The following is a 24511-nucleotide window of genomic DNA, read 5'->3' as shown; positions in this document are numbered from 1 at the left end:
ACGAAATCAGGGAGTCGTTTGCGAAATGGGCCGGCATTTTAACAGGCTCAGCGAATTGTGCTGCTCTCTCCGACTTGTGACGCAGCACGCTATCTATATTTGCCGGTTTTGATACTTTCACGCAGGATACGCGATGAGTTTGCGTCTAATGTCGTCATTCAAGATCCAAAGCAACGGTTGATAACCGATGTCATTTGGTCATTGGTTACCGGCGCTGCATAATGCCCGTCGCCTACATCTTTGCAGAGTCTAGGGAGCTAGCTTGTCTACGCCTGTCGAACCCTTGCGTTTGCTGCTACTGGCGGAAGAGCCAGCGTGGGCAGCGTTGTTGCGCGAGTGCCTGGCTCCGATGGGGAACTCGGCCGTGCTGATCAGCGCGCCGAGCTGGGAGTCGGTCAGCAGTCTATTCGATGACAACCGCAGCGCGGTGTTATTGACGATCCCGGCTCTCCAGCCTTTGCCCGGCCGTTGCAGCCTGCCGACGGTGTTGCTGCTCGAGCATGAGCCGCTGTCGCCGCCCGATGGTGTCAGTGACTGGCTGGTGCGCGATCTGCTCGATCCCGGCATGTTGCGCCGTTGCCTGCGCCATGTGCGAGAGCGCGGCATGCTGGAAAACACACTGCAGCGCCTGGCCGAGCAAGACCCGCTGACCGGCATCGCCAACCGCCAGGGTTTCCAGACCTTGCTGGCGGCACGCCTGGCGGAAAACGACGGCCGCGGTCTGGCCCTAGGGCACCTTGACCTCGACAACTTTCGACACGCCAACGACGCCCTCGGCCATCAGGCCGGCGATCGGTTGATCCTGCAAGTGGTCGCGCGGCTGAAAAGCCAGCTTGAGGCCGGCGATCAACTGGCGCGGCTGGGCAGCGATGAATTTGCCCTGCTGATCGACACCCGCCGCGCGCCTCAGCGTGCCGAATGGATGGCCGAACGCATTACCGAAGCGCTGGCCGAGCCTTACTGGGTTGACGGCGAAAGCCTGTTGATCGGCTCCAGCCTCGGTATTGCCCACGCCCGGGCCCAGGCCGGCGCCGACCCGCTGATGTGGCACGCGCACATCGCCATGCAACAAGCCAAAAGCACTCAGGGCTGTACCTTTCACACCTTCAACGAACGCATCAATCGCAATGCCCGCAGCATGGCCGACCTCGAAAGCGAGCTGCGCCGGGCGTTGCGTCGGGATGAATTGGAACTGCATTACCAGCCACGCCTGAACCTTGAGGACGGGCAGATCGTCGGCCTCGAAGCTTTGGTGCGCTGGCGTCATGGCGAGCGAGGCTTGCTGCCACCCAGCGAATTCGTGCCGCTGGCCGAGCAGAGCGGCTTGATCGTGCCACTCGGTTACTGGGTGATTTCCCGCGCGTTGCGCGACATGCAGGCGTTGCGCGAACGGGGTTTGCCGGCATTGCACATGGCGATCAACCTGTCGTTCCGGCAGTTTCAGGACAGCCAGTTACTGTCGACGCTGAGCCGGTTGATTGCCGAGCGCGGCGTCGAGGCGCAATGGCTGGAGTTCGAACTGACTGAAACCGCGGTGATGCGCCGCAGCGATCTGGTGAAACAGACCATGGATGCCTTGGGGCGTCTGGGTGTGCGCTTCTCCCTGGACGACTTCGGTACCGGTTTCTCTTCGTTTGTGCACCTCAACAGCTTGCCAATTACCTTGCTGAAAATCGACAAGAGCTTTGTCGGCGGCATGGAACAGCGCGAAGAGAATCGCAAACTGGTCCACGCGATGATCAATCTGGCGCACAACCTCAACCTTGAAGTGGTCGCCGAAGGCGTAGAAACGCCGGAGCAACTGGAACTTTTGCGCGGGTTTGGCTGCGATCAGGTGCAGGGATATCTGATCAGCAAGCCATTGCCGCTGGCGGATCTGGTTGAGTATTTGACGTTTGGCAGCAGTCAGCAGCCCGCACTGGAAGTCGTGAGCTAACCACAGACCCTGTAGGAGCGAGGCTTGCCCGCGATATAGGTAGTCTGACATTCAACACATGTGGTATCAGATATGGCCTCTTCGCGGGCAAGCCTCGCTCCTACAAGGGATCTTAGTCAGGCTGGGCGATTTGGAAGCTTGCCCCTGACGACGGCTCCCGCCGAATCATCCGCTTCATCTTCCACTCAAACGCCAACGTCAGGCTCACCGCCGCGCACGCCAACCCCAGTGCCAATCCCCACCAGACACCCGTTGGCCCCCAATCCAAATGGAAGGCCATCCACCAGGCGGCTGGCGCGCCAATCAGCCAATAGCAGCCCAAACCCACCAGAAACGTGGTCTTGGCATCCTTGAGCCCGCGAATGCAGCCCATGGCGATGGTTTGCGTGCCGTCGAACAGCTCGAACCACGCCGCTACCGCCAGCAGGCTCACGGCCAGGTCGATGACTGGGCGAAAGGCCGGGTCGTTATGGTCAAGGAACAACCCGATCAACTGATTCGGCAGCAGCCAGAAGACCATGGCGAAGCCCAGCATCGCCGCCGCGCCAAAGGCAATACCAACCCGTCCGGCCAGCCGTGAGTCAAGCAACTGCCCGGCGCCGTAGTGCTGACCGATACGCATGGTGATCGCATAGGAAAGCCCCGCCGGAACCATGAACGCCACCGAGACGATTTGCAGGGCGATCTGGTGTGCGCCCAGTTGCGTACTGCCCATAGTGCCCATGCACAGCGCGGCGAACGCAAACAACCCGACTTCCACCGCGTAGGTGCCACCAATCGGCAGACCCAGGCGCCACAGTTCTTTCAGGTACTGACGGTTCGGCCGCGACAGGCCCTGACGCAAGGGGTAAGCGTCGTAGGCCGGATGCCGACGGATGTGCAGCGCGAGTGCCACGGCCATCAGGTTGGCGACGATCGCGGTGACCAGGCCAATCCCCACCAGGCCCATTTTTGGCAAGCCGAACATCCCGGTGATGAACGCATAGTTGAGGACGAAGTTGGCCACGGTGCCACCCAGGCTGATCACCATCACCGGCGTCGCCCGGCCGATGGCACTGGTGAAGCCGCGCAGGGCCATGAAGCTCAGGTAGCCGGGCAGGGCGAACGGCAGGATCAGCAGGAACTGTCCTGCCGCATGGACGTTGGTTTCGGTCTGGCCAAACATCAGCAATACCGGTTTCAGGTTCCACAGCAGCAGCCCGGCCACCAGCGCCATCAACCACGCCAGCCATAGCCCGGCTTGAGTCAGCCGCGCAGCGCCCACGATATCGCCCGCACCCTGACGGATTGCCACGAGGGTGCCGACCGCAGCGATCACGCCAATGCAGAAGATCGACACGAATGAGTACGTCGCCGCGCCCAGGCCACCCCCGGCCAGCGCTTCGGGACTCAGGCGCGCCATCATCAAGGTGTCGGTGAGGACCATCAGCATGTGCGCCAACTGCGAGGCAATCAACGGCCCCGCCAGCCGCAGGATGGCCCAGAGTTCGGTACGTGCTGGATGCTGCATGGTCATCACGCTCCGCGCTTAAAGAGAAAAGGAAGGCTAAAGAGGACAGGAAAGCGTCGATTCTCGGCGCTCTGCGGGGTTTGCACAAAGGGATAAAAAGGATGGGTTGCATGATTAAAACTCATGCTGGAGAGTTTCTGCTAGGGTGACCGAATCCCGCTATAGGAGCTTTCCGAATGTCTCGTCGTCTTCCTCCCTTGTATGCCCTGCGCGCATTCGAAGCGGCGGCGCGGCACAGCTCGTTTACCCGCGCGGCCGAAGAATTATCGATCACTCAAAGTGCGGTCAGCCGGCATATTCGTACGCTCGAAGACCATTTTGCCTGTCGGCTGTTTCACCGCAGCGGGCGCAATCTGCAATTGACCGAATCGGCGCGGCTGATCCTGCCTGGCATTCGTGAAGGCTTCACCGCGCTGGAGCGGGCCTGCAATACCTTGCGCGCCGAGGATGACATTCTGCGCATGAAAGCGCCGTCGACCCTGACCATGCGTTGGCTGCTGGCAAGGCTCAGCCGCTTTCGGCACCTGCAGCCAGGCAATGAGGTGCAATTGACCAGCGCATGGATGGACGTCGACTCGGTGGACTTCAACCATGAACCGTTCGACTGCGCCGTGATCCTCAGCAACGGGCATTTTCAGCCGGACTGGGAGGCGAGTTTCCTGTTTCCGGAAGAGCTGATTCCAGTCGGCGCGCCGAATCTTCTGCAGGATCAACCGTGGGATGTCGCGCGGCTGGCCAATGCCGAACTGCTGCACCCAACGCCGGATCGTCGCGACTGGCGCAGTTGGCTGGAACGCATGGGGCTGGCGGACCAGGTGTCACTCAAGGGCGGGCAGGTGTTCGACACGCTGGAGCTGGGCATGATCGCCGCCGCCCGAGGCTATGGCGTGTCCATGGGCGATCTGCTGATGGTCGCGGAGGATGTGGCTCAGGGACGTCTGAGTTTGCCGTGGCCGACTGCCGTTGCCAGTGGTGAGAATTATTACCTGGTCTGGCCGAAAACACGCCCCGGAGGTGAGCGTTTGCGCAGGCTCAGCGATTTCCTCCAGGGCGAAGTTCGCGCGATGGAGTTACCGGACGTCGAGCACTTGAGCTGAATCGATAGAGCCGCCGCAATGGCGGCCTTGAGCCATATCCCGGTTAATTACTCAAGTATTCAGGTTTGCCGCCGAAAGTCTGCAGATGGAACCTTCGTGCAGGTTCGACGTATTCCCATTAGAAATTTTGCTGAGTGTGCGTCGTGATCAGGATGATCCGGTCACTCGGCCAGGAGCTGTCATGTCTCAACCTCGTGCCCGGATCGCCTCACAGCTTGGTCTTGCGCTTGCCGTGATACTGGCGATTGTCATCACTGGCAGTACCGTGTTCGCCCTGCGTTCGCTGGACACCGCCAACCTCGCCACCCGCGAAGAGCACCTGGCCAGTGAAGCCCGGTTGCTGGCCGATCAGTTGAGCACCTTTCACGGCACGTTGCGTGAAAGCACCCAGCGCCTGGCTGGCTTGTTCGAGAAGCGCTTCAGCGCGGGGCTGAGCGTGCATCCGGACGAACCGGTGACCGTGGCGGGCACCCAGACCCCGGGTCTGCACCTGAGCAGCGAAGTATTGAACAACAACTTCAAGGAAGTGGACGAGTTCAAGCAAATGACGGCGGGCGTTGCGACGGTGTTCGTGCGCAGCGGCGAAGACTTTATTCGGATTAGCACCTCACTTAGCAAACAGGACGGCAACCGGGCCATCGGCACGCTGCTTGATCACGCTAACCCGGCCTATGCACGGCTGATGGCCGGACAGAGTTATGTCGGTCGTGCCTTGCTGTTCGAACGCTCCTACATGACTCAGTACACCCCCGTTCGTGACAGCGGCGGTAAGGTGATTGCCGTACTGTTCGTAGGATTCGACTACACCGACGCGCAGAACGCGCAGTTCGCCAACCTCAAGCGCTTCCGTATCGGCCAGACCGGTTCCCTGGCGCTGCTGGATGAACAGAGCAAATGGCTGGTGCCGATTGCGGGTGTGCAAGCGCTGGCTCAGGCGACTCCGAGCATCGTTCGCTTGGCGAAGACACCGGGCAAGGGCGAATTCTGGAGCGACAAGTCCGAAGATTTCTACAGCATTGCCGTACCCTTTGAAGGCGGCCCATGGTCGGTCGTGGCGAGCATGCCGAAAACCGAAATCCGTGCGGTGACCTGGAGTGTCGGTATTCAATTGGCGATTGGCAGTCTGCTGGCAATGTTGATCGCTGTGGGCTCGGCAGTCTGGCTGTTGCGCAGCAAGCTCGCGCCGCTGGGTGATTTGGTGCGTCAGGCTGAAGCCTTGGGTGCCGGTGATTTGAGCGTGCGGCTGAACGTGTCGAGCAACGACGAGATCGGTCAGCTGGCCCGCGCTTTCAACCAGATGAGCCAAGCTTTGTCGACCATGGTCGAGCACATCCGCAAGGCTTCGCAAGAGGTCAACAGCCGTGCCCAGGCCTTGTCCGGTCTGTCCGGCGGTGCCTATGAAGGGATGGAGCAGCAGTCGGGCGAAATCACCAGCATGGCTGGCGCCGTGGAAGAATTCAGCGCTACGTCCCTGAACATTGCCGACAACATGGGCAGCACCCAACGTCTGGCTCAGGAAAACGCACAGCAAACCCAGATCGGTCGTACGTCGATGGACGAAGCGTCCTCGTCTCTGGAGCAAATCGCCGGCGCGCTTCAGAGCACGGCGACGGTGATCAATACCTTGGGTCAGCGCTCTCAGGAAATCGGTGGCATTGTCGGTGTGATTACCTCGATTGCCGATCAAACCAACCTGCTGGCGCTCAACGCCGCCATCGAAGCCGCCCGAGCTGGTGAGCAGGGTCGGGGTTTTGCAGTGGTGGCCGACGAGGTGCGCAACCTTGCTTCGCGCACTCGCCAGGCGACTGACGAAATCTCCGGCATGATCCAAAGCATTCAGCAGGAAACCGGCAACGCCATCAGCACCATGGAACAGGGCAACGTGTTGATGCAAGAAGGCCTGTCGCGCAACGCCAACGTCGCTTCGGCGCTGGCGCGGATTGATGAGCAGAGCCGTTCGGCGGGTGAGCAATTCGCGGCCATCACCACCGCGACCCAAGAGCAGAGCAGTACCGCAACCTTGTTGAGCAGCAACCTGCAAAGCATTGCCCTGGCGAACAGTGAGCAGCGTGAGGTGGTGTCCAATCTGGCTATCACCGCCAAAGAGCTGGAGAAGCTGGCAGCGGATTTGCGGCATGAGGTTGACCGGTTCCGCTAAGGGGCTGCCACATTCTTTCTCTGCCATGAGCTCTAGTTAAGGGTTGGCCGGTATTGCAGTGCTTCGGCCAGATGCTCGCGGGTGATGCCATCGACCTGCTCAAGGTCCGCCAGGGTGCGCGCCACTTTGAGCAGTCGATGGGCTGACCTCAGCGACAAGGTCAGTCGTTCACAGGCAGTTTCCAGCCACGTTTCGTCAGCTGTGGATAAGTTGCAGTGGCGGCGCAGGCCTGGCAGATCGAGAATGGCGTTGGCGCAGCCCTGGCGTTTGTGTTGCCGTTCTCGTGCATCGGCGACCAGAACGGCGGCAGTGGCCGTGTCGTCACCGGCCTTCAACGCTGGATTTAAAGCCGTAGCCTCCCTTGCAACAGTCAGGTGCAAATCGATGCGATCCAGCAGTGGGCCCGACAGTTTGTTGCGGTAGCGCTGGACCATGTCCGGCGTACACGAGCAGCGGCCGCTCGGCTCGCCAAGATATCCACAGGGGCAGGGATTCATCGCGGCAACCAATTGGAATCGCGCCGGAAATCGTACGCGGTCACGGGCACGGGCGATCACGATGTGCCCGGACTCCATTGGCTCCCTTAAAACCTCCAATACTTTGCGGTCAAACTCCGGCAGCTCATCCAGGAATAGAACGCCATGGTGGGCGAGGGTGATTTCGCCGGGTTGCGGTTTCGAACCGCCGCCTACCAGCGCCGCACCTGAGGCGGAGTGATGGGGCTGGCGAAACGGTCGCTGCGGCCAATGGCTCAGCGGCACGCAGCTAGCGACCGATTGAATCGCCGCAACTTCCAGCGCTTCGCTTTCCGCCAGTGGCGGTAAAAGCCCAGGTAAACGGCTCGCCAGCAGGGTTTTTCCTGTTCCCGGTGGACCGCTGAACAACAGGTTATGAGCCCCTGCCGCCGCAATCAGCAACGCACGCTTGGCCGCGAGTTGGCCCTGCACTTCATTCAAGTCGGGATAGGGCTTGCTGGCGTAGAGCAGCCCATTGGAAACATAGGGCTCAACCGGCGTGTGACCATTGAAATGCGCAACCGCTTCCAGCAGATGATCCACCGCAATCACCTTCAACCCCGATGCCAGGCACGCTTCCTCGGCATTCGCCCGGGGCACCATCAACGAGCGTCCGGCCTTGCGTGCTGCCAGCGCTGCCGGCAACACCCCCCGAACAGCCCGCACCGCGCCTGAGAGCGCCAGCTCTCCCAGACACTCCACGTCATCCAGCGTCAACGTCGGCACCTGCACGCTGGCCGCCAGAATCCCAAGGGCAATCGCCAGATCGAAGCGTCCGCCGTCTTTTGGTAAGTCGGCGGGCGCGAGATTCAAGGTGATGCGACGTGCTGGAAATTGCAGGCCTGAGTTGATGATCGCACTGCGTACTCGATCCTTGCTTTCCTTCACTGCCGCTTCAGGTAAACCGACCATGGTCAGCGATGGCAAACCGTTGGCCAGATGGACTTCGACGGTGACGGCAGGCGCCTCCACTCCAATCTGGGCGCGACTGTGAACGATGGCCAGAGACATGATCATTCCTTGAGCTGACGAGACCGCTTCCTGCGGTTTTTTGAAGGGTAGTCGGGAGGTGGTGATTTAGCGTGGCGGAGGAGGCGCCAAACCTTCGCAGGATGTTGCGAGCGTTGGTGAGCTAATTCGGATGCGAAAAAAAACCGCAGTCAGGCGGTCTCATTGGAGCTTGGTCAGGCACGTGCCTGCAAGCCAGCCACTCGGCTCGAGTTCTTTGCCGTGAGCAGCAGCGACATCCAAAAAGCGGCGTTGATTGGCCGATACGCTCCCGGCTAGCCGGAGTGCCTCAGCATGATATTTAGCGACGAGTAACGGTTTGGCTTTTTGTTTTTTAGATTTCATAGCGACCTCTTTTGGATTTGTAGATTGGTTTTTTTGGTCGGTCAGCTTAAGAATTGGACACGGTTTTGATGCAATGGGAATTGGCGCTTGTTTCTGTAGGACTCGGCTGGATTTCGAAAGCCTTCTGAAGGGCGCAGGTAGTCCTTTTCCTAAAGTTTTGAAAGGAAGGCCAAGAATCGCTACACCGCGTTTGCATTGGTGAATTCAGGTTATACACTCAAGGTTAATGCATAACGTTAAGCTTTAAATTATGATCGTTAGCTTTAATTGTCCTGAGACCGAGTACTTGTTTCGCAACGGTAGAACCCGTGTGTGGTCAGCCATTGTGAGTGTCGTGGAACGAAAGCTGACGATGCTTGATGCAGCAGCTGTGTTGATAGATCTTCGATCACCGCCGGGCAATCGTTTGGAGGGGTTGGGAGGGAATCGCAAAGGACAACACAGCATCCGTATCAATGCTCAATGGCGAATTTGCTTTATCTGGGGCCCTAACGGACCAGAAAATGTCGAAATTGTCGATTATCACTGAGGTGAGTATGACTAAGAATGGTATGCGCCCGGTTCATCCCGGCGAGATCCTCAAAGAGGAATACCTGGAGCCTCTGAGCCTAACGGCTGCGGCTTTGGCCAGAGCATTGAGTGTCTCGACACCGACGGTGAATGACATCGTCCTCCAGCGTCGGGGTGTTAGTGCAGACATGGCTCTCAGGCTTTCTATCTGCCTGGATACGACCCCTGAGTTTTGGCTGAACCTGCAATCGACATACGATTTGCGTAAAGCCGAAATTGAACGGGGTGCCGCGATTCGCGATCAGGTCGAGCGTCTTCCACACTGCGCCTGATCTTTCGTATTAATCGAACCCCACGTTAACGACGTGGGGTTCTTTTTTGGGAATCAGAATGTTTGGAGCATTTTCGATGCTCGCTTCCACCAAGGCGTATTGACCGCACCTCGCGGGCGCTCGCCACTCGGCAACATATGCGGAACATCCTGCAATCGAATCCACGGCTGGTTATTCCAGTGCAGCAAACTCAACGACATTTCCGGCCAGTTCAGCAGGCTCAGAATCGGGCGTTCGCTTGAGGGCGGTTGCTGGGCGTCTCTGAGGGCTGGGACCACGTCGTGGGTCAGCCATTCACGCAGGCTTCGGTATTCGGGGCAGTAGTGGTAGACCAGTAACGCGTAGACGCCGGATTCGCTGATCAGCAGGGTGTTTTCGATGACGCCGTGGATGAGCGTCCGTGAGGTTTGATGTTGATCGGGGTCGAGTTTGCGGACGGCGCGTTCGTCGAGGAAGAGGCGCAGGAGGCGGCCGAGGTCGCGGGCGCTGAACCAAGGTTGGTTTTCCAGAAGGAGGGCGTGGAGGTGGAGTTTGTGGCCGGTGAAGACGTTGGGGGTTAGATAAGCGTCGTCGCAATTCATTGTTACAGCTCCTCTTGCTTAAAGGGCTGCCTGCGTTCGTCGCCAAACGAATGGGTGGCAGTTGTACGCGGGTTGGCGAACCGGAGCAAAAGGAACCCGGCAGACCCGAAGGTCTCCCACGCACAACCGCCATAACTTGGGTCAATGGTCGTCGTGCGCCTTAAGCTTTCCGGGTCGCCAAACCCATAGCTGAACATTCAGCATTGGGTGAGCTTAGGAACCGGGGCTTCGCGGCGCAATCGGACGGCGGATGTGATCTTTGTAGGACTCAGCCTGTAATTAGCGCGGAATCTGGAATGGCAGGAAGGTCGTTCCGACCTTATCGCGAGCAAGCTCGCTCCCACAGGGATTGTGGTGTTATTCGGTCGGCGGATTGAGCTTCGCTTCCAACTCCGCCACCTTCGCCTCAAGACTCTCCAATCGTGCCCGCGTCCGTGCCAGCACGACCATCTGGCTATCGAATTCTTCCCGGCTCACCAGATCCAGCTTGCTGAAGCCGCTCTGCAACAGTGCCTTGAACTGGCTTTCGATTTCGCTTTTCGGCAGTGGGGTGTCGCCGCTGAAGAGGCGGGAGGCGGTGCCGCTCAGGGCATCGAGGAAATCTTTGGGTGCGAGCATGGGAAATGTCCTGTCAACAATGGCGGGCAGTGTATCACGCAGTGTCTATAGTCAATCTCTCAGTCAGGGCTGCACGCTTTTCGCGCATGCGGACGGACGGCAATGCACTGTTGTTGTGCGTATCAGTCGGGCCATTGCAGCGGAGCAGCTTGCGGCAGCGGCCAAGGGCCTGAAATCAGTAGGTTTTGGCGAGATGGCAAGCTTTCTGCTTAGTCAGTAGTGACCCATGCACTGATGCAGTCGCTGTGACGAATGCAGTGCGCCAAGCGGAACGGGGGAAAGTGTTTCGTGCGGAGTGGTTAGCAGGCGTCGGACGGGCAGGTAAGGCCGACGATGCGTTACAAAGCCAGGCACTGCGCTTAGACTTGAGTCGGGTTTGTTTTCCTGGGGCAAGTCCACCAAATTCGGGAGAGAGTTTTCATGAAGCTAGTCACTGCCATCATCAAGCCGTTCAAACTGGACGACGTACGCGAGTCGCTGTCCGAGATCGGCGTGCAGGGCATTACCGTTACTGAAGTCAAAGGCTTCGGTCGGCAGAAGGGTCACACCGAGCTGTATCGTGGCGCGGAATACGTGGTCGATTTCCTGCCAAAGGTGAAGATTGATGTCGCCATTGACGACAAGGATCTTGACCGGGTTATCGAGGCGATAACCAAGGCTGCCAACACCGGCAAGATCGGTGACGGCAAGATCTTCGTGGTCAATCTGGAACAGGCGATTCGCATCCGTACCGGCGAAACCGATACCGACGCAATCTAAGCCGCCACACCCCCAACGCCCCAGGAGAAAACAATATGACTCTGCGTAAATTCGCAGGGCTAGGAGCCCTGTTGTCCCTCGTAATGCCCAGCCTGGCTATGGCGGCAGACGAAGTGGCGGCCCCAGTCCTCAACTCCGGCGACACCGCCTGGATGTTGACCTCGACAGCCCTCGTGCTGTTCATGACCATTCCCGGCCTCGCGCTGTTCTACGGCGGCATGGTTCGCTCCAAAAACATTCTTTCCGTGATGATGCAGTGCTTCGCCATTACCGGTCTGATCAGCATTCTGTGGGTCATTTATGGCTACAGCATCGCGTTCGACACCACCGGCATGGAACAGGGCGTCGTCAACTTCAACTCATTCTTCGGCGGCATGGGCAAGGCGTTCCTCGCCGGTGTCACGCCATCGAGCCTGACCGGTCCCGCGGCGCTGTTCCCTGAGGCGGTGTTCATCACCTTCCAGATGACCTTCGCCATCATCACCCCTGCGCTGATCGTCGGTGCCTTCGCCGAGCGGATGAAGTTCTCCGCGATGCTGATCTTCATGGGCGTCTGGTTCACCCTGGTTTATGCACCGATTGCGCACATGGTCTGGTCCGGTAACGGCGGCCTGATGTGGGACTGGGGCGTGCTGGACTTCGCCGGCGGCACCGTGGTGCACATCAACGCCGGTGTGGCCGGTCTGATTGCCTGCCTGGTACTGGGCAAGCGCAAAGGCTTCCCGACCACTCCGATGGCGCCGCACAACCTTGGTTACACCCTGATGGGCGCCGCCATGCTGTGGGTCGGCTGGTTCGGCTTCAACGCCGGTTCCGCTGCTGCGGCCAACGGCACTGCCGGTATGGCGATGCTGGTGACCCAGATCGCAACCGCCGCCGCTGCATTGGGTTGGATGTTCGCCGAGTGGGTCACTCACGGCAAACCAAGTGCTCTGGGTATCGCTTCGGGTGTTGTGGCCGGTCTGGTTGCAATCACACCAGCCGCTGGCACCGTAGGCCCGATGGGTGCTCTGGTCATCGGCCTGGCAGCCGGCGTGGTGTGCTTCTTCTGCGCCACCACCCTGAAACGCAAACTCGGTTATGACGACTCCCTGGACGCCTTCGGTGTGCACGGTATCGGCGGTATCCTCGGTGCGATCCTGACCGGTGTCTTCGCTGCACCGGCCCTGGGTGGCTTCGGCACTGTCACCGACATCGGTGCACAAGTCTGGATTCAGTTGAAAGGCGTGGGCTTCACGGTGATTTACACCGCGATCGTCACCTACATCATTCTCAAGGTCCTGGACGCCGTCATGGGTCTGCGCATCACTGAGGAAGAAGAGGCGGTCGGCATCGATTTGGCGCTTCACAACGAACGCGGCTACAACTTGTAAGTACGCGCACAAAAAACTTGCCCGGCTTGCCGGGCATTTTTTTGTCTGGAGTTTGTCAGTGAAGGAACTGCTGAAAGGTTTTTTCGTACACGTTTAGTGGCGTTTACGACGAGCGTTTTTCTGCGGCCAATGGCTTACATGATTGAAGGAATATTAGGGCCTTTGTTTTTTCCCAGAGCGCGCTAGAATGCGCCCCGAACGTGCGGAGAACTGTATGTGGCAACAGACTCTGATTACCCTGCGGGCGAGGCCCCGGGGCTTTCATCTGGTAACGGACGAGTTACTCGCCGGCCTGCCTGAAATCAAGGCATGTCGGGTCGGTCTGTTGCATTTGTGGCTGCAGCATACCTCGGCGTCGTTGACCATCAACGAGAACGCCGATCCGGCGGTACGTCGCGACTTCGAACGATTTTTCAATCGTCTGATCCCACAAGGAACAGACGGCTATGAGCATAACGACGAAGGCCTGGACGACCTCCCGGCGCACTTCAAGGCCAGCGTACTTGGCTGTCAGCTCAGTTTGCCGATTTCGGCAGGCCGACTGGCGCTGGGAACCTGGCAAGGCGTTTATCTGGGCGAGCACCGTGATAATGGCGGTGCCCGTAAAGTCCTCGCCACCGTCTACGGTGAAGGGGCATAAACCGTGGTTACCAGCGGTTGTAGAATTTTTTCCGGCGGCCTTCGACAGATGGCGAAGCTGGGCTATAACTAATCTGCTTTTCGCAAGTCATGAGGTAGAACATGAGCGACGATGATCTGGAAAACGACGACCTCGAAATAGGCGACGACGAAGCCGAAGAAGGTCTGGAAACTGCAGCGGAAGACGTTGCTGACGACGATGGCGGTGAAGCGCCCGTTCCGACCGCCAAAGGCAAGGCCAAGGCAGCGGTATCGGTCGATGAGCTGCCGAGCGTTGAAGCCAAGAACAAAGAGCGTGACGCTCTGGCACGCGCCATGGAGGAGTTTCTCTCCAAAGGCGGAAAGGTGCAGGAAGTGGAGGCCAATGTGGTCGCCGATCCTCCCAAGAAGCCTGACAACAAGTATGGCAGTCGGCCTATCTAAGCGCCTGCAGCTTGCTTGCTGAAAAAGCCCGCCGTCGCTGCGGGCTTTTTCATGGGTGGAACAAAACTCTGAATTCCCACAGGGGGTTGTGTGTGTTCTCAGGTCAGTGTTGAGCGTTCCACAGGGCCAACAACGCTGGCAACTCGGTCAGACTACGAATCTCGGCATCCGGCGCCTTCTGCGCTTCCCACACCTTGCCCGCCGGGTTAAACCAGATCGCCCGCAACCCCGCCTGCTGGGCGCCGGCAATATCGTCACCCGGATGATCGCCGATATGCACGGCCGTTTCAGCCGTCGCACCACCCCGTTGCAACGCCTCATGAAACAGTCGCGCATCCGGCTTGCCGATGCCGATGTCTTCGGCGCACAAGGCAAACTTGAAGTAATCCGCCAGCCCTAATCTGCGCACATCGGCATTGCCGTTGGTGACCACGCCGAGGGCGTAGTGATTGGCCAGAGTTTCCAGGGTCGGTTGCACGTCCGGGAAAATTTCCAGTTGATGCCGGGCATGCAGAAATACCTCAAAACTCTGATCGGCCAGGTCTGCAGCCTGACCCTGGTCGTAACCGGCCTCTTCCAGTGCGTGGAACAAGACTCGGCGACGCAGGGCGCTGATGCGGTGCTTGAGGCTTGGTTCGTTGCTGAGGATCCGCTCGCGAATCGCCCACAAATGCTCCACCGGCACGGCGCCCAGATTCGGTGCATGCTCGGTCAGCCATTCACGCAATACGGCTTCGGCGCTGACGATCACCGGGGCGGTGTCCCACAGGGTGTCGTCAAGGTCGAAGGTGATCAATTGGATTCTCATGACTCATCGCCTTTGATGCGTTTGGCCCTTGGATGGGCACTGTCGTAAACCGTCGCCAGGTGCTGGAAGTCCAGGTGGGTGTAGATCTGGGTGGTTTTGATGTCCGAGTGACCGAGCAATTCCTGAACCGCCCGCAAGTCCTGGGAGGACTCCAGCAAATGGCTGGCGAAGGAGTGCCGCAGCATGTGCGGATGCAGGTTTTGTCCTAATTCGCGCTCGCCAGCGGCTTTAACCCGCACCTGAATCGCCCGTGGGCCGAGGCGCCGGCCTTGCTGGCTGACAAACACCGCGTCGTCCGCCGGGTTGGTCATGGCCCGTAGCGGCAGCCACAACTCCAGCGCTTCGCGTGCTTTCTTGCCGACCGGCAGCAGTCGGGTCTTGCTGCCCTTGCCGAGCACTTGAACCATGCCATCGGCCAGGTCCAGCTGATCCAGGTTGAGTCCGGTCAGTTCCGAAAGGCGCAAACCTGAGGAATAGAACAGCTCCAGAATCGCCTGATCCCGACGCGCCAGGAAATCATCTTCCACCGCGCCCTCAAGCAGTTGCAGCGCGCGGTCGGTGTCGAGGGTTTTTGGCAGCCGACGTTCGCCCTTCGGCGGCGCCAGGCCATTGGCCGGGTCGTGATCGCAAAGGCCTTCGCGGTTGAGGTAGTGATAGAGCCCACGCACTGCCGACAGTAAACGCGCCAAGCTGCGGGACGATTGACCCTGTGAATGCAGGCGTGCGACCAGGCTGCGCAGGCGCTGGATGTCCAGGGCGGCCCAACTGCTGATGTTCTGTTTGACGCACCAGCCCAGCACTTTGTCGAGGTCGCGGCGGTAGGCGTACAGCGTGTGGGGCGACACCTGTCGCTCACTGCGCAAGTGTTCGCAGTAAGCGTCCAGTTGCCGTTCCATGGTCAGCGTACCGAGCGCAGGGAACTGTTGACCCGCGGTAGCACGCGGCCCATCACTTCGGCGATGTAGCTGAGGAACAGCGTGCCCACCGAGCTCTTGTAGTGCTGCGGGTCGCGGCTGGCGATGGCCAGGACGCCGTGGATGCCCTGGTAGCTGATGGCGACGACGGCGGTGGAGCCAATCTGCTTGCGCTGTTCTTCGCCAAACAGGAAGTCCAGTTCATGTTCACGCAGACTGCCGCTGACGCTTTTGTCTTCCGAGAGCAAGCCGCCGATGGCCGTTTGCGCGTCGGCATGGGTCACCCAGCGGCCCACCGGCATGGGGTTGTCACCCAGCAGAATCAGGCTGACAAAGGGCACCTGGAAGTCCTGGCGCAGACTGTCTTCGACGCTGATCACCACATCTTCCAGACTGGTGGCGTCCATCAGCGCGAGAATCAGGCGGCGGGTCTTGTCGAAGAGGCGGTCGTTGTCCCGCGCCACGTCCATCAAGTGCGAGAGGCGATGACGCAACTCGATATTGCGGTCGCGCAGGATAGTCATCTGGCGTTCGACCAGCGAAATGGTGTCGCCGCGCTGGTGCGGAATGCGCAAGGTTGCGAGCAGTTCTTCATGCTCGACGAAGAAATCCGGATGAGCCTCCAGGTACGCGGCAATCGCCGCCGCCTCAAGGCTTTCGGAAGAGGATTCGTCGGGCTGTAGGGCGGGAACCTGGGGCTTATCTTTCATGGATTTAGCTCACTCAAAGACGCACTTGTCCTTCATATACGCGGACTGCCGGGCCGGTCATCATCACCGGTTGGCCAGGGCCTGCCCATTCAATGGACAAACGCCCGCCGGGCAGGTCGATCAATAGCGGCGAATCCATCCACCCCTGGCTGATCGCGGCCACTGCGGCAGCGCAAGCGCCGGTTCCGCACGCCTGGGTTTCCCCGGCCCCGCGTTCCCAAACGCGCAGCTGCGCACGGTTCCGGTCGATGACCTGGAGAAAACCGACATTGACCCGCGCCGGGAAGCGCGGATGATTTTCGATTTTCGGCCCCAGTTCATGCACCGGTGCGTTGTTGATATCGCTGACCCGCAGCACGGCATGGGGGTTGCCCATGGACACGGCGGCCAGTTCGACCGCAGTGCCGTCGACGTCAACCTGATAACTCAGGGCCTGTTCCGGCGCGTCGAACGGAATGTCGGCCGGTACCAGACGCGGTGCGCCCATGTTGACACCGATCTGCCCGTCGCTGCGGATATCCAGTTCGATGATGCCACTTTTGGTTTCGACGCGGATCAGCCGTTTCGCGGTCAGGCGCTTGTCGAGCACGAAACGCGCGAAGCAGCGCGCACCGTTGCCGCACTGTTCCACTTCGGATCCGTCGGCGTTGAAGATCCGATAGCGGAAATCCACGTCCGGGTTGCTGGGTGCTTCGACGATCAGCAACTGGTCGAAACCGATACCCGTATGCCGATCGCCCCATTGCTTGGCATGTTTGGGCAGGATGTGCGCATGCTGGCTGACCAGGTCAAGGACCATGAAGTCATTGCCCAGGCCGTGCATCTTGGTAAAACGCAGCAGCATGGTTTTACTCCGGCAGCAGGCTTTCGCCAGCAAACAACTCGGCTACCGTCTCACGGCGACGCACTTCAAATGCCTGATCACCGTCCACCAACACTTCAGCGGCACGACCGCGGGTGTTGTAGTTGGAACTCATGACAAACCCGTAGGCACCGGCCGAATGCACGGCCAGCAGATCGCCTTCTTCCAGGGCCAGCTGACGGTCCTTGGCCAGGAAGTCGCCGGTCTCGCAGATCGGCCCGACGATGTCGTAGGCGCGGGCAGCGGTATTGCGCGGGCGCACGGCGGTGACGTCCATCCAGGCCTGGTACAGCGCCGGGCGGATCAGGTCGTTCATGGCCGCGTCGACGATGGCGAAGTCTTTGTGTTCGGTGTGCTTGAGGTACTCGACCTGGGTCAGCAACACGCCGGCGTTGGCGACGATAAAGCGGCCCGGCTCGAACACCAGCGCCAGGTCACGACCGTCGAGACGCTCGCGCACGGCTTTGATGTAGTCGGCAGCCAAGGGCGGCTCTTCATCGCGATAACGCACGCCCAGGCCACCACCGAGATCGATATGGCGCAGGTAAATGCCGCAATCGCCGAGGCGGTCGACCAGGCCCAGCAGGCGGTCAAGGGCATCGATGAATGGCGCCAGGGTGGTCAGTTGCGAACCGATGTGGCAATCGACGCCAACCACTTCCAGGTTAGGCAGCTGGGCGGCACGGATGTACACGTCTTCGGCGTCGGCGATGGCGATGCCGAACTTGTTCTCTTTAAGTCCGGTGGAAATATACGGGTGGGTACCGGCGTCGACATCCGGGTTTACGCGCAGCGAGATCGGCGCGCGAACGCCCAGCTCGGCGGCGACGACTTGCAGACGTTCCAGCTCATCGGTGGATTCGACGTTGAAGCAATGCACGCCGACTTCCAGGGCACGACGCATGTCGTCACGGGTCTTGCCGACACCGGAGAACACGATCTTATCGGCGCTGCCGCCAGCGGCCAGTACACGTTCCAGCTCACCACGGGAGACGATGTCGAAACCGGCGCCAAGACGCGCCAGGACATTCAGTACACCCAGGTTGGAGTTGGCCTTGACCGCAAAGCAGACCAGGTGCGGCATGCCGGCCAGTGCATCGGCAAAAGCCAGGTACTGGGCTTCGATGTGGGCGCGGGAGTAGACGTAGGTCGGTGTGCCAAAGCGTTGAGCGATGGCGGACAGGGCAACACCTTCCGCGAACAGCTCCCCGCCACGGTAGTTAAAAGCGTCCATGGCGTTCCCTTAGTAGACGTCGTGCTTGTGCGATTTGGATGCAGGCTGTTTTTGCGACGACTTGGCCTGCTCTGCAGGGTCCTGGCTGTCATCGGGCAGGTACAGTGGGCCTTTTTGACCACAGGCCGATAATAAGCAAGTAAAAGCGACGAGCGAAGCGAGCGCAGCAAGGGAAGAGATCAGGCGCTTCATGGCGAAATCCTTGAAAATGCATTAATTGCGCCGGAGTATACCGGCCACCCGGCAGCTTGCCTATGCGACGGGGCTCCCGTCCGGCGGGGCTTGGACCGTAGCGCGGTAACTTGTCCTGCACCGTACACGGATATTTCGTAACGCTGTCGGGCCCTTGGTCGTTATCCTTTGCAATCGCCGGGGCTCGCCCGTATCTTGCGGCGCTTGAGCGTGAGTAGACACTTTTTGAGGTTCCCGCAATGAGTTTGACTGAAGCCCGTTTCCACGATCTGGTCGATGCCACCCAGCAGACGCTGGAGGATGTTTTTGACGAAAGTGACCTGGATATTGATCTGGAGAACTCGGCCGGTGTGCTCACCGTCAAGTTCGAAAATGGCAGCCAGTTGATCTTCAGCCGTCAGGAGCCACTGCGGCAGTTGTGGCTGGCGGCCGTGTCCGGTGGGTTCCACTTCGATTACGACGAAGAGAGCGAGCGCTGGATGTGCGACAAGAGCGAAGAGCAATTGGGCGAGATGCTTGAGCGCATCGTTAAGCAGCAAGCTGGCGTCGAACTCGATTTCGAAGGTCTGTGAGATCGTGACGCAGCCTGCGCCCGTTCGTCCGCCCAAGCCGCTCTACAGCAATGTCAGCCCGGCGGTCCCTTCGCCGTGCAGCGGTGTGTGTCGGCTGGATGAGCGAAAGCTCTGCCTAGGGTGTTTTCGCCATGTCGAAGACATCCGCGAATGGCGCTCGGCCGATGATGAGCGGCGGCGTGTCATCTGCGCGCAGGCCCTTCAACGTAAATCAGCTATCTGATCCCTGTATTAGCCACAGTGGTTCTCTATAAAGTCTTAAGGGCGGTGTCCGCCCCCGGCTTGTATATTTTTTGAGCTGTGATAGTGTCCGGGTACGCCTCAACCCATCGAGGCTCGTGAAAACCCCGCCTTTTTCTGGCGGGGTTTTGCTTTTTCTGTGCAGAAGAAAGGAGTCTGCCCAAATCATGACCGCACCTTCAATCACCCTTACCCGTCTGGACGTTCAACGTCTGGAACGCCTGATCGACAGCCTGGATGACACGCTGCCGGGCGTTATCGCGCTGCAAACCGAACTGGATCGCGCCGATACCCTGGTCGGTCACGAAGAGGTGCCAGCCGATGTCGTGACCATGAACTCTCGTGTGCATTGCCGTGAAGAAATCAGCGGCAAGGACTATCACCTGACGCTGGTTTACCCGAAGGATGCCAATGCCGACGAAGGCAAGATTTCCATTCTGGCGCCAGTGGGCAGTGCCTTGCTCGGCCTTAAGGTTGGCCAGCACATCGACTGGCCGGCTCCGGGCGGCAAGACCCTCAAACTGACCCTGCTGGAAGTCGAATCGCAGCCTGCCAATGGCGGCGTCTTCCCGGAATGACGTCCCCTCAGACCTGCTCGAGCGCCGCGTTCAGTGCGCGTTCGAGGTCGGCTTTGTAGCGCAAATACAGATTGCTTGAGTTCTGCCCATCACCGAGCAGGCCCGACAGGTCCAGGTCGGTGATGTAGCAGCGATAGCGTTCGGTTTCACGGCGTTGCTCGACGATTTCCCGGGCGACCACGCTGAACAGTTGGTCGCCATGCTCCAACTCTGAAAACTCCCGCTGATTGCAATACAACGTGACCTGCACCTGTCCCGGTGCGGCTTTGCCGACAATCGCCTGCACGTCGTAGAACGGTTTGTTGACCGGAGTTTGCGGCGCAGGCCGAGCTTCGACCCGACGTGCCCGTACAGGGCCGGATGGCAGCAGTTGGTAATACAAGGTGTCCAGGCTCAGCGGCTGGGCAACATCCATCGGCAGCAATGCGTCGCGCCGGTATTGGAGCGATTGCAGGAAGCGTTGCAATGGCACCAGCAGGCTTTGCTCGTCGTGATAGGGCAAACGCTGCTGCCACAGGGCATTGAATTCATCCAGTACGTACAGGTCGGCGTGGTATTCATTGATCCGGTAGAACACCTGAATGCAATCGGGCTGACCCATCGGCAGGACCAGCGCCAGGTCGTGATCTTCCAGTGCCATCGGGTCCAGGTGCAGCGGGCTGTAGCTTGCCAGCTCTTCGCCCAGATAATCGACCAGCGCCGGCAGCGTGGCGAGGGCGACATGATTGACCTGGCCGGGCACCAGTTCCAGCACGTGGTAGTGCTGCTGGACCTGAATCAGGTAGCGATGATTGAGTTTACTCAACAGCAGGTTCTGCGCCGTGTCGAGGATTTCTTCGACACGCTGGGCGATGAACTGGGCGCGGTTGTGGCAGAAGCAACGCACGCGCAACGTGGGTTGTTGTAGTCCGCTGGGCAGGTTGTTGAGGTAATCGCGCACGCAGTCGAGCAGCGCGTGAGGACCGTTGAAACGGCTGACCAGCACTTCGTTCCAACTATTGAGCGTGACCTGATCCAGCGTCAGCACCAGATTCTCCCGAACGCCGGCGTAGCTCAGCGAATCGGTGCGCTCGGTGGTCATCAGGATGTTCAGGTCGCGGTGGTGCTTGAGTGGATCGACACCGACGTTCACCAGAATCAGCACTTCGCTCGGCACACTGGCGCGCAGTAACGGTTCTTCAGCGACGGTTGTCAGCGGCAGGACGATGCTCTGTTGCAGGCTGCCGAGCAGGTTGAACAGTTCGAACTCGCTCAGGTCGCTGGTGCCGGGATGCAAGGCCAGGCGAGTGCTGCTGTCGATCACGCCATTGCGGTGACACCAGGTCAGCAGCTCCAGCAATTGGCGGCCGCGCTTGATTGGTGCGAAATGCTCCCACTCGAGGGCCGTCAGGCTGCCGTTGTACAAACCCCACTGAGATTGCCCCGGTTCTTTTTTGTTCGGCGCTTGCACCAGTGTGAGGGTGTCTTCGGCCAGATCCGGGGCGATACCAGGGTTGATGAACTCGACCTTGTCGGCCTTGCGCTCGAACGCCGCGTACAGCCGCCGACCCAGCACGTTAAGGTCGCGTTTGTTGATCAGGCTGACGGTCTGTTCGGTGCGGACGAACTGGGTCAGGAAGCGGTAGCTGTAATTGAGCTCGTTGACTAAGGCCCTGCGCTCAGAGCTGACCTGGCGGACTTTCCACTGGCTGCGGCTATCGAGCAGGGCCAGTTGACGATGATCCCAGTGCCATTCGTGGGCCAGGCGTTTGAGCAACGAACGTTGCCAGCTCTGGGTGCGACTGCTGCTGCCGGTGAGTTTGCGATTGACCTTCAGGTACAACGCCCGGCGTACCAGCTCCAGCCGTTCCGGCTCGCCACGGGCGGTGAGGTATTCCTCAATACGCCGGTAGACCACGACATACGGGTCCAGCTCATCAAGGTCGAGCCGATTGGCAAACACCGCTTGCTTGAAGCGCAGGCTCAGGCAATGGACCTTGGGGTGCTCGCTGGCATAGACCTCGGTCAGCAGCAGTTTGAGCACCGATTTGTACGGCGATTCGATGCCCTTGAACAACTGCCAGAGCCCGGCGCCGATGAACTCGCCGGGTGGGATATAGGCCAGATGCCCCAGGTCCAGTGTTTCGTCGGCACGGATGAAGCGCTTGGACATCAGCGTGTGGGTGTACCGGTCGTAGCTTGCCTCTTCGTAGACTGGCACCAGCCACCAGATGGGTGTGCGGCCGGCCAGCCAGATCGCGGTGCGATAAAACTCGTCCAACAGCAGATAGTGCTGGGTGGTGCCGCAGTCTTCCGAGCTCAGTTGCGTATCACGTTCGCCGCGTACGAAACGGGTCGGGTCGATCAGGAAGAAATGCGCCTCGGCGCCCTGGCTGGCAGCCCAGATTTCGAGGAGCTGGCATTTTTTGCGCAGCTCAGTGAGCTCGTTTTCGCTCAAGTCCGGCCCGTGACAGACCCACACGTCCATGTCGCTCTGATCGGCCTGGGCCAGGGTGCCGAGACTGCCCATCAGGAACAGGCCGTGAATCGGTCGCGGCGGATTGCTGCCGTGGCGGGGCTTATAGGAAAACGAGCGAGTCAGGCGTTGGGCTTCGGCGAGGGCGCTGGCGTCGGGTTCGTAATTCGACAGCCCGGCTGGCGTACCGCCCGAAACGTATCCCGGCAACAGCGGATGATTGACGTGGAAAAACAGCGGCAACAGGATTAGCACTGCTTGCTGACGGGTTGACAACCCTTCCATGGCGCGAGCCATGCGGCCTTCGTTGAGCTTCAGAAAACGTGCGCGCAGTTGGCTGAGAACCTTGCGGTCGATTCCCTCGTCCAGATCGGGGCGGATTTCATGGGTGCGGGTCATGTCAGCTCAAACCGGCTTGCGGGGCTCGGACGTGGGGGGTCTCAGGATGAGGGGCAGTTTAGCGCTTCGGCCCTGGGACTTTTAAGCTGATTTTGTTTTTCTGGCGTCAGATTTTTATTGCGGGGCGACGGTAGGTACCGGAGTGAGCCCGCGGAAATCCCGTAGCAGGGGTTTCCGTGGGCGATGCGGTAATACTCAGGCTGTTTCTTCTACGGTCAAAATGGTCAGAACGGTTTGCACATTTTGCGCGGCGTCACGACCCAGACTGGTCAGATAACCACCATCTGGCTGGGTGATCAGTTCTTTGTCGAACAGTCTTTGGGCGGCGGCAATGGCTTTCGGGGCAGCGGTCTGATGAATTTTCAAACCTTCCTGGGAACTGTCCAGGTTGAAGAGTGCGAGGATTTCCAGTTCGGCAACCAACTCAGGGGTAAGCGACATAAGGACTCCAGACTTTCTAGGAATTGGACGACAGCGCCCCTAAGGTGATCTCACTCGGGCGGCATGTCCAGTGCTCGCGACAGGGTTTTTTCGCCTTGGGATGCATTCCCCGGCGGGTGGTGCGGCAGCGGGGTGGTTACCAGTGTAGACAGGGTCTGAGAAACGGTTGTCTGAAATGAAAAAGATCGCAACCTTCGACAGGTGCGATCTTTGATTTTATTTCTTTTCCGGCGGCAACTCTGGCAATGCACGCAACGCAGCTTCGTACCATTCGGTGTTGAACGCGCGGTCTTCTTCGAGGATTGCGTCGATTTCCACCGCCAGAACGTGGGCCATCAGATTGAGGATTTCTTCACGCTCGTAACCCACCAACGTCAGCTTGTTGAAGGTCGCCTTGGCGGCCGGTGGGTTGTCGCTTTCGATCTGGTTTTCGATGGCTTCGATCAGGGTGTTTTCGGCGAACTCTTCTTCGTCGAGTTCGATATCGGTTGGCTCGCTCATGGCAGGCTCCTCAAGGAAAGGCGGCCAGTTTACCTGCATTCAGCGCTGTGATGCTGCTGGCAAGAAACGCCTGGGCGTTCTATAAACAGACACTGCCAACCCCCGCACGGCCTGGAGGCTAAGTGATGCTCAAGCTTTATGGATTTTCCGTCAGCAACTACTACAACATGGTCAAGCTGGCGCTGCTGGAGAAGGGATTACCCTTTGAAGAAGTATTGTTTTACCCAGGACCGAGCGCCGAAGCGTTAGCCATCAGCCCGCGCGGGAAGGTGCCGGTGCTGGGCGTCGAACAGGGTTTCGTCAACGAAACCAGCGTGATTCTCGAATACCTCGAACAAAGCCAGAAAGGCACGCCGCTGTTGCCGAGCGATCCCTTTGAGCGGTCCCAGGTATTGGCACTTGCCAAGGAAATCGAGCTGTACATTGAACTGCCGGGGCGCGCCTGCTATGGCGAAGCATTTTTCGGCATGACCGTGCCGGAGGCGATCAAAGACAAGACCAAAGCCGAGTTGTTGCTGGGGTTTGCCTCATTGAGCAGGCACGGCAAATTTGCCCCTTACGTGGCAGGTGACAGCCTGAGCATTGCCGATTTGTATTTCCTTTACAGCGTGCCGCTGGCCTGTGCGGTAGCGCAGAAGCTGTTTGACCTGGATTTGCTGGCTGAGATGCCGGCGGCCAAAGCGTTGCTGGAGCGTCTGGAACAGAACCCGCATGTGCAGCGGATTGCAAAGGACAAGGAAGCGGCGATGCCAGCGTTTATGGCGATGGTCGCTTCCAAGAAGTAGGTTTTTTAGCGTCTTC

At 59.4% G+C, this 24511-nt stretch carries 27 protein-coding genes; 13 read left to right on the top strand and 14 right to left on the bottom strand.

Translation table 11 applies throughout. The features are described 5' to 3' along the window. Positions 1 to 262 precede the first annotated feature (262 nt). Positions 263 to 1936 carry a putative bifunctional diguanylate cyclase/phosphodiesterase gene (locus ACYZTU_RS28235; protein WP_461967131.1) on the top strand — a complete coding sequence of 558 codons (1674 nt, stop codon included), beginning with the start codon at positions 263 to 265 and terminating at the stop codon, positions 1934 to 1936. 112 nt (positions 1937 to 2048) lie between these two features. On the opposite strand, the gene ACYZTU_RS28230 is transcribed toward ACYZTU_RS28235, so the two are convergent. Then, positions 2049 to 3446 (bottom strand): NorM family multidrug efflux MATE transporter, encoded by a 1398-nt coding sequence (locus ACYZTU_RS28230; protein WP_461967129.1) that lies wholly within the window; start codon positions 3444 to 3446, stop codon positions 2049 to 2051. Between the two features lie 176 nt (positions 3447 to 3622). Here ACYZTU_RS28230 and ACYZTU_RS28225 point away from each other — a divergent pair, with 176 nt between their 5' ends. Beyond that, a complete protein-coding gene (locus tag ACYZTU_RS28225; RefSeq protein WP_461967127.1) occupies positions 3623 to 4543 on the top strand; it encodes a LysR substrate-binding domain-containing protein in 921 nt (306 codons plus the stop codon). A 181-nt stretch (positions 4544 to 4724) separates the two neighbouring features. Further along, positions 4725 to 6701 carry a methyl-accepting chemotaxis protein gene (locus tag ACYZTU_RS28220; protein ID WP_461967125.1) on the top strand — a complete coding sequence of 659 codons (1977 nt, stop codon included), beginning with the start codon at positions 4725 to 4727 and terminating at the stop codon, positions 6699 to 6701. A 32-nt stretch (positions 6702 to 6733) separates the two neighbouring features. On the opposite strand, the gene ACYZTU_RS28215 is transcribed toward ACYZTU_RS28220, so the two are convergent. After that, positions 6734 to 8227, bottom strand: coding sequence for a YifB family Mg chelatase-like AAA ATPase (locus ACYZTU_RS28215; RefSeq protein WP_461967123.1), 1494 nt, complete (start codon positions 8225 to 8227; stop codon positions 6734 to 6736). Positions 8228 to 8386: 159 nt separating this feature from the next. Continuing rightward, positions 8387 to 8569 (bottom strand): hypothetical protein, encoded by a 183-nt coding sequence (locus ACYZTU_RS28210; RefSeq protein ID WP_461967121.1) that lies wholly within the window; start codon positions 8567 to 8569, stop codon positions 8387 to 8389. A gap of 250 nt (positions 8570 to 8819) precedes the next feature. Here ACYZTU_RS28210 and ACYZTU_RS28205 point away from each other — a divergent pair, with 250 nt between their 5' ends. Then, positions 8820 to 9098, top strand: coding sequence for a type II toxin-antitoxin system RelE/ParE family toxin (locus tag ACYZTU_RS28205; RefSeq protein ID WP_461967119.1), 279 nt, complete (start codon positions 8820 to 8822; stop codon positions 9096 to 9098). Between the two features lie 7 nt (positions 9099 to 9105). Next, positions 9106 to 9411 carry a HigA family addiction module antitoxin gene (locus ACYZTU_RS28200; protein ID WP_030129123.1) on the top strand — a complete coding sequence of 102 codons (306 nt, stop codon included), beginning with the start codon at positions 9106 to 9108 and terminating at the stop codon, positions 9409 to 9411. Between the two features lie 53 nt (positions 9412 to 9464). Here ACYZTU_RS28200 and ACYZTU_RS28195 read toward each other — a convergent pair whose 3' ends face one another. Continuing rightward, positions 9465 to 9992, bottom strand: coding sequence for a BRO-N domain-containing protein (locus ACYZTU_RS28195; protein WP_461967117.1), 528 nt, complete (start codon positions 9990 to 9992; stop codon positions 9465 to 9467). A gap of 357 nt (positions 9993 to 10349) precedes the next feature. After that, positions 10350 to 10610, bottom strand: a complete 261-nt coding sequence (locus tag ACYZTU_RS28190; protein ID WP_008007559.1) for an accessory factor UbiK family protein — start codon at positions 10608 to 10610, stop codon at positions 10350 to 10352. 420 nt (positions 10611 to 11030) lie between these two features. Here ACYZTU_RS28190 and glnK point away from each other — a divergent pair, with 420 nt between their 5' ends. The 4 genes from glnK (at position 11031) to sutA (ending at position 13804) form a co-directional block, all read left to right on the top strand. Continuing rightward, positions 11031 to 11369, top strand: coding sequence for a P-II family nitrogen regulator (glnK, locus tag ACYZTU_RS28185; protein ID WP_002555808.1), 339 nt, complete (start codon positions 11031 to 11033; stop codon positions 11367 to 11369). A 35-nt stretch (positions 11370 to 11404) separates the two neighbouring features. Beyond that, on the top strand, positions 11405 to 12742 hold the full coding sequence (locus ACYZTU_RS28180) for an ammonium transporter (protein ID WP_449645371.1): 1338 nt from the start codon (positions 11405 to 11407) through the stop codon (positions 12740 to 12742). A 214-nt stretch (positions 12743 to 12956) separates the two neighbouring features. Further along, complete coding sequence (locus ACYZTU_RS28175; protein WP_461967115.1) at positions 12957 to 13382, top strand: secondary thiamine-phosphate synthase enzyme YjbQ; 426 nt, start codon at positions 12957 to 12959, stop codon at positions 13380 to 13382. Positions 13383 to 13483: 101 nt separating this feature from the next. Continuing rightward, positions 13484 to 13804, top strand: coding sequence for a transcriptional regulator SutA (gene sutA / locus ACYZTU_RS28170; RefSeq protein WP_461967113.1), 321 nt, complete (start codon positions 13484 to 13486; stop codon positions 13802 to 13804). A gap of 103 nt (positions 13805 to 13907) precedes the next feature. On the opposite strand, the gene ACYZTU_RS28165 is transcribed toward sutA, so the two are convergent. From ACYZTU_RS28165 to lptM, 6 genes are read right to left on the bottom strand one after another with little or no spacing between them, the layout of a single operon-like run. Then, the gene (locus ACYZTU_RS28165) at positions 13908 to 14612 is read right to left on the bottom strand and encodes an HAD family hydrolase (RefSeq protein ID WP_461967111.1); all 705 of its coding nucleotides are present in this window, start codon (positions 14610 to 14612) and stop codon (positions 13908 to 13910) included. Next, positions 14609 to 15508: a tyrosine recombinase XerC gene (gene xerC, locus ACYZTU_RS28160; RefSeq protein WP_461967109.1), complete on the bottom strand. Its 900-nt coding sequence runs from the start codon at positions 15506 to 15508 to the stop codon at positions 14609 to 14611. Before xerC ends, ACYZTU_RS28165 begins: the two co-directional genes overlap by 4 nt. A 2-nt stretch (positions 15509 to 15510) precedes the next feature. Beyond that, positions 15511 to 16236 (bottom strand): DUF484 family protein, encoded by a 726-nt coding sequence (locus ACYZTU_RS28155; RefSeq protein WP_461967107.1) that lies wholly within the window; start codon positions 16234 to 16236, stop codon positions 15511 to 15513. Positions 16237 to 16249: 13 nt separating this feature from the next. Further along, complete coding sequence (dapF, locus tag ACYZTU_RS28150) at positions 16250 to 17080, bottom strand: diaminopimelate epimerase (protein WP_102614570.1); 831 nt, start codon at positions 17078 to 17080, stop codon at positions 16250 to 16252. A 4-nt stretch (positions 17081 to 17084) separates the two neighbouring features. Then, positions 17085 to 18332: a diaminopimelate decarboxylase gene (lysA, locus tag ACYZTU_RS28145; RefSeq protein WP_449645365.1), complete on the bottom strand. Its 1248-nt coding sequence runs from the start codon at positions 18330 to 18332 to the stop codon at positions 17085 to 17087. Positions 18333 to 18341: 9 nt separating this feature from the next. Further along, complete coding sequence (gene lptM / locus ACYZTU_RS28140; protein WP_449645364.1) at positions 18342 to 18524, bottom strand: LPS translocon maturation chaperone LptM; 183 nt, start codon at positions 18522 to 18524, stop codon at positions 18342 to 18344. Between the two features lie 239 nt (positions 18525 to 18763). Between lptM and cyaY the strand changes: the two genes are divergently transcribed. The 3 genes from cyaY (at position 18764) to rnk (ending at position 19914) form a co-directional block, all read left to right on the top strand. Next, on the top strand, positions 18764 to 19096 hold the full coding sequence (cyaY, locus tag ACYZTU_RS28135; protein WP_461967105.1) for an iron donor protein CyaY: 333 nt from the start codon (positions 18764 to 18766) through the stop codon (positions 19094 to 19096). Positions 19097 to 19100: 4 nt separating this feature from the next. Beyond that, positions 19101 to 19319 (top strand): DUF1289 domain-containing protein, encoded by a 219-nt coding sequence (locus ACYZTU_RS28130; protein WP_461967103.1) that lies wholly within the window; start codon positions 19101 to 19103, stop codon positions 19317 to 19319. Between the two features lie 184 nt (positions 19320 to 19503). Further along, the gene (rnk, locus tag ACYZTU_RS28125; RefSeq protein ID WP_461967101.1) at positions 19504 to 19914 is read left to right on the top strand and encodes a nucleoside diphosphate kinase regulator; all 411 of its coding nucleotides are present in this window, start codon (positions 19504 to 19506) and stop codon (positions 19912 to 19914) included. 7 nt (positions 19915 to 19921) lie between these two features. Here rnk and ACYZTU_RS28120 read toward each other — a convergent pair whose 3' ends face one another. The 3 genes from ACYZTU_RS28120 to ACYZTU_RS28110 form a co-directional block, all read right to left on the bottom strand. After that, on the bottom strand, positions 19922 to 22768 hold the full coding sequence (locus ACYZTU_RS28120) for a class I adenylate cyclase (RefSeq protein ID WP_461967099.1): 2847 nt from the start codon (positions 22766 to 22768) through the stop codon (positions 19922 to 19924). Positions 22769 to 22963: 195 nt separating this feature from the next. Next, on the bottom strand, positions 22964 to 23209 hold the full coding sequence (locus ACYZTU_RS28115; RefSeq protein ID WP_149631213.1) for a TIGR02647 family protein: 246 nt from the start codon (positions 23207 to 23209) through the stop codon (positions 22964 to 22966). Positions 23210 to 23425: 216 nt separating this feature from the next. Further along, positions 23426 to 23710 (bottom strand): hypothetical protein, encoded by a 285-nt coding sequence (locus ACYZTU_RS28110; RefSeq protein ID WP_461967098.1) that lies wholly within the window; start codon positions 23708 to 23710, stop codon positions 23426 to 23428. Between the two features lie 125 nt (positions 23711 to 23835). On the opposite strand from ACYZTU_RS28110, the gene ACYZTU_RS28105 reads away from it, so the two are divergent. Beyond that, the gene (locus ACYZTU_RS28105; protein WP_461967096.1) at positions 23836 to 24495 is read left to right on the top strand and encodes a glutathione S-transferase family protein; all 660 of its coding nucleotides are present in this window, start codon (positions 23836 to 23838) and stop codon (positions 24493 to 24495) included. Positions 24496 to 24511 lie beyond the last annotated feature (16 nt).

Source organism: Pseudomonas sp. HLT2-19-2 (assembly GCF_054898005.1).
This window is presented reverse-complemented; position numbering and strand designations above follow the sequence as displayed.

Excerpts from the sequence above, each read along its gene's own strand:
- ACYZTU_RS28230 (WP_461967129.1), bottom strand. The coding sequence starts at position 3,446 with ATGCAGCATCCAGCACGTACCGAACTCTGGGCCATCCTGCGGCTGGCG.
- ACYZTU_RS28225 (WP_461967127.1), top strand. The coding sequence starts at position 3,623 with ATGTCTCGTCGTCTTCCTCCCTTGTATGCCCTGCGCGCATTCGAAGCG.
- ACYZTU_RS28220 (WP_461967125.1), top strand. The coding sequence starts at position 4,725 with ATGTCTCAACCTCGTGCCCGGATCGCCTCACAGCTTGGTCTTGCGCTT.
- ACYZTU_RS28215 (WP_461967123.1), bottom strand. The coding sequence starts at position 8,227 with ATGTCTCTGGCCATCGTTCACAGTCGCGCCCAGATTGGAGTGGAGGCG.
- ACYZTU_RS28210 (WP_461967121.1), bottom strand. The coding sequence starts at position 8,569 with ATGAAATCTAAAAAACAAAAAGCCAAACCGTTACTCGTCGCTAAATAT.
- ACYZTU_RS28205 (WP_461967119.1), top strand. The coding sequence starts at position 8,820 with ATGATCGTTAGCTTTAATTGTCCTGAGACCGAGTACTTGTTTCGCAAC.
- ACYZTU_RS28200 (WP_030129123.1), top strand. The coding sequence starts at position 9,106 with ATGACTAAGAATGGTATGCGCCCGGTTCATCCCGGCGAGATCCTCAAA.
- ACYZTU_RS28195 (WP_461967117.1), bottom strand. The coding sequence starts at position 9,992 with ATGAATTGCGACGACGCTTATCTAACCCCCAACGTCTTCACCGGCCAC.
- ACYZTU_RS28190 (WP_008007559.1), bottom strand. The coding sequence starts at position 10,610 with ATGCTCGCACCCAAAGATTTCCTCGATGCCCTGAGCGGCACCGCCTCC.
- glnK (WP_002555808.1), top strand. The coding sequence starts at position 11,031 with ATGAAGCTAGTCACTGCCATCATCAAGCCGTTCAAACTGGACGACGTA.
- ACYZTU_RS28180 (WP_449645371.1), top strand. The coding sequence starts at position 11,405 with ATGACTCTGCGTAAATTCGCAGGGCTAGGAGCCCTGTTGTCCCTCGTA.
- ACYZTU_RS28175 (WP_461967115.1), top strand. The coding sequence starts at position 12,957 with ATGTGGCAACAGACTCTGATTACCCTGCGGGCGAGGCCCCGGGGCTTT.
- sutA (WP_461967113.1), top strand. The coding sequence starts at position 13,484 with ATGAGCGACGATGATCTGGAAAACGACGACCTCGAAATAGGCGACGAC.
- ACYZTU_RS28165 (WP_461967111.1), bottom strand. The coding sequence starts at position 14,612 with ATGAGAATCCAATTGATCACCTTCGACCTTGACGACACCCTGTGGGAC.
- xerC (WP_461967109.1), bottom strand. The coding sequence starts at position 15,508 with ATGGAACGGCAACTGGACGCTTACTGCGAACACTTGCGCAGTGAGCGA.
- ACYZTU_RS28155 (WP_461967107.1), bottom strand. The coding sequence starts at position 16,236 with ATGAAAGATAAGCCCCAGGTTCCCGCCCTACAGCCCGACGAATCCTCT.
- dapF (WP_102614570.1), bottom strand. The coding sequence starts at position 17,080 with ATGCTGCTGCGTTTTACCAAGATGCACGGCCTGGGCAATGACTTCATG.
- lysA (WP_449645365.1), bottom strand. The coding sequence starts at position 18,332 with ATGGACGCTTTTAACTACCGTGGCGGGGAGCTGTTCGCGGAAGGTGTT.
- lptM (WP_449645364.1), bottom strand. The coding sequence starts at position 18,524 with ATGAAGCGCCTGATCTCTTCCCTTGCTGCGCTCGCTTCGCTCGTCGCT.
- cyaY (WP_461967105.1), top strand. The coding sequence starts at position 18,764 with ATGAGTTTGACTGAAGCCCGTTTCCACGATCTGGTCGATGCCACCCAG.
- rnk (WP_461967101.1), top strand. The coding sequence starts at position 19,504 with ATGACCGCACCTTCAATCACCCTTACCCGTCTGGACGTTCAACGTCTG.
- ACYZTU_RS28120 (WP_461967099.1), bottom strand. The coding sequence starts at position 22,768 with ATGACCCGCACCCATGAAATCCGCCCCGATCTGGACGAGGGAATCGAC.
- ACYZTU_RS28115 (WP_149631213.1), bottom strand. The coding sequence starts at position 23,209 with ATGTCGCTTACCCCTGAGTTGGTTGCCGAACTGGAAATCCTCGCACTC.
- ACYZTU_RS28110 (WP_461967098.1), bottom strand. The coding sequence starts at position 23,710 with ATGAGCGAGCCAACCGATATCGAACTCGACGAAGAAGAGTTCGCCGAA.
- ACYZTU_RS28105 (WP_461967096.1), top strand. The coding sequence starts at position 23,836 with ATGCTCAAGCTTTATGGATTTTCCGTCAGCAACTACTACAACATGGTC.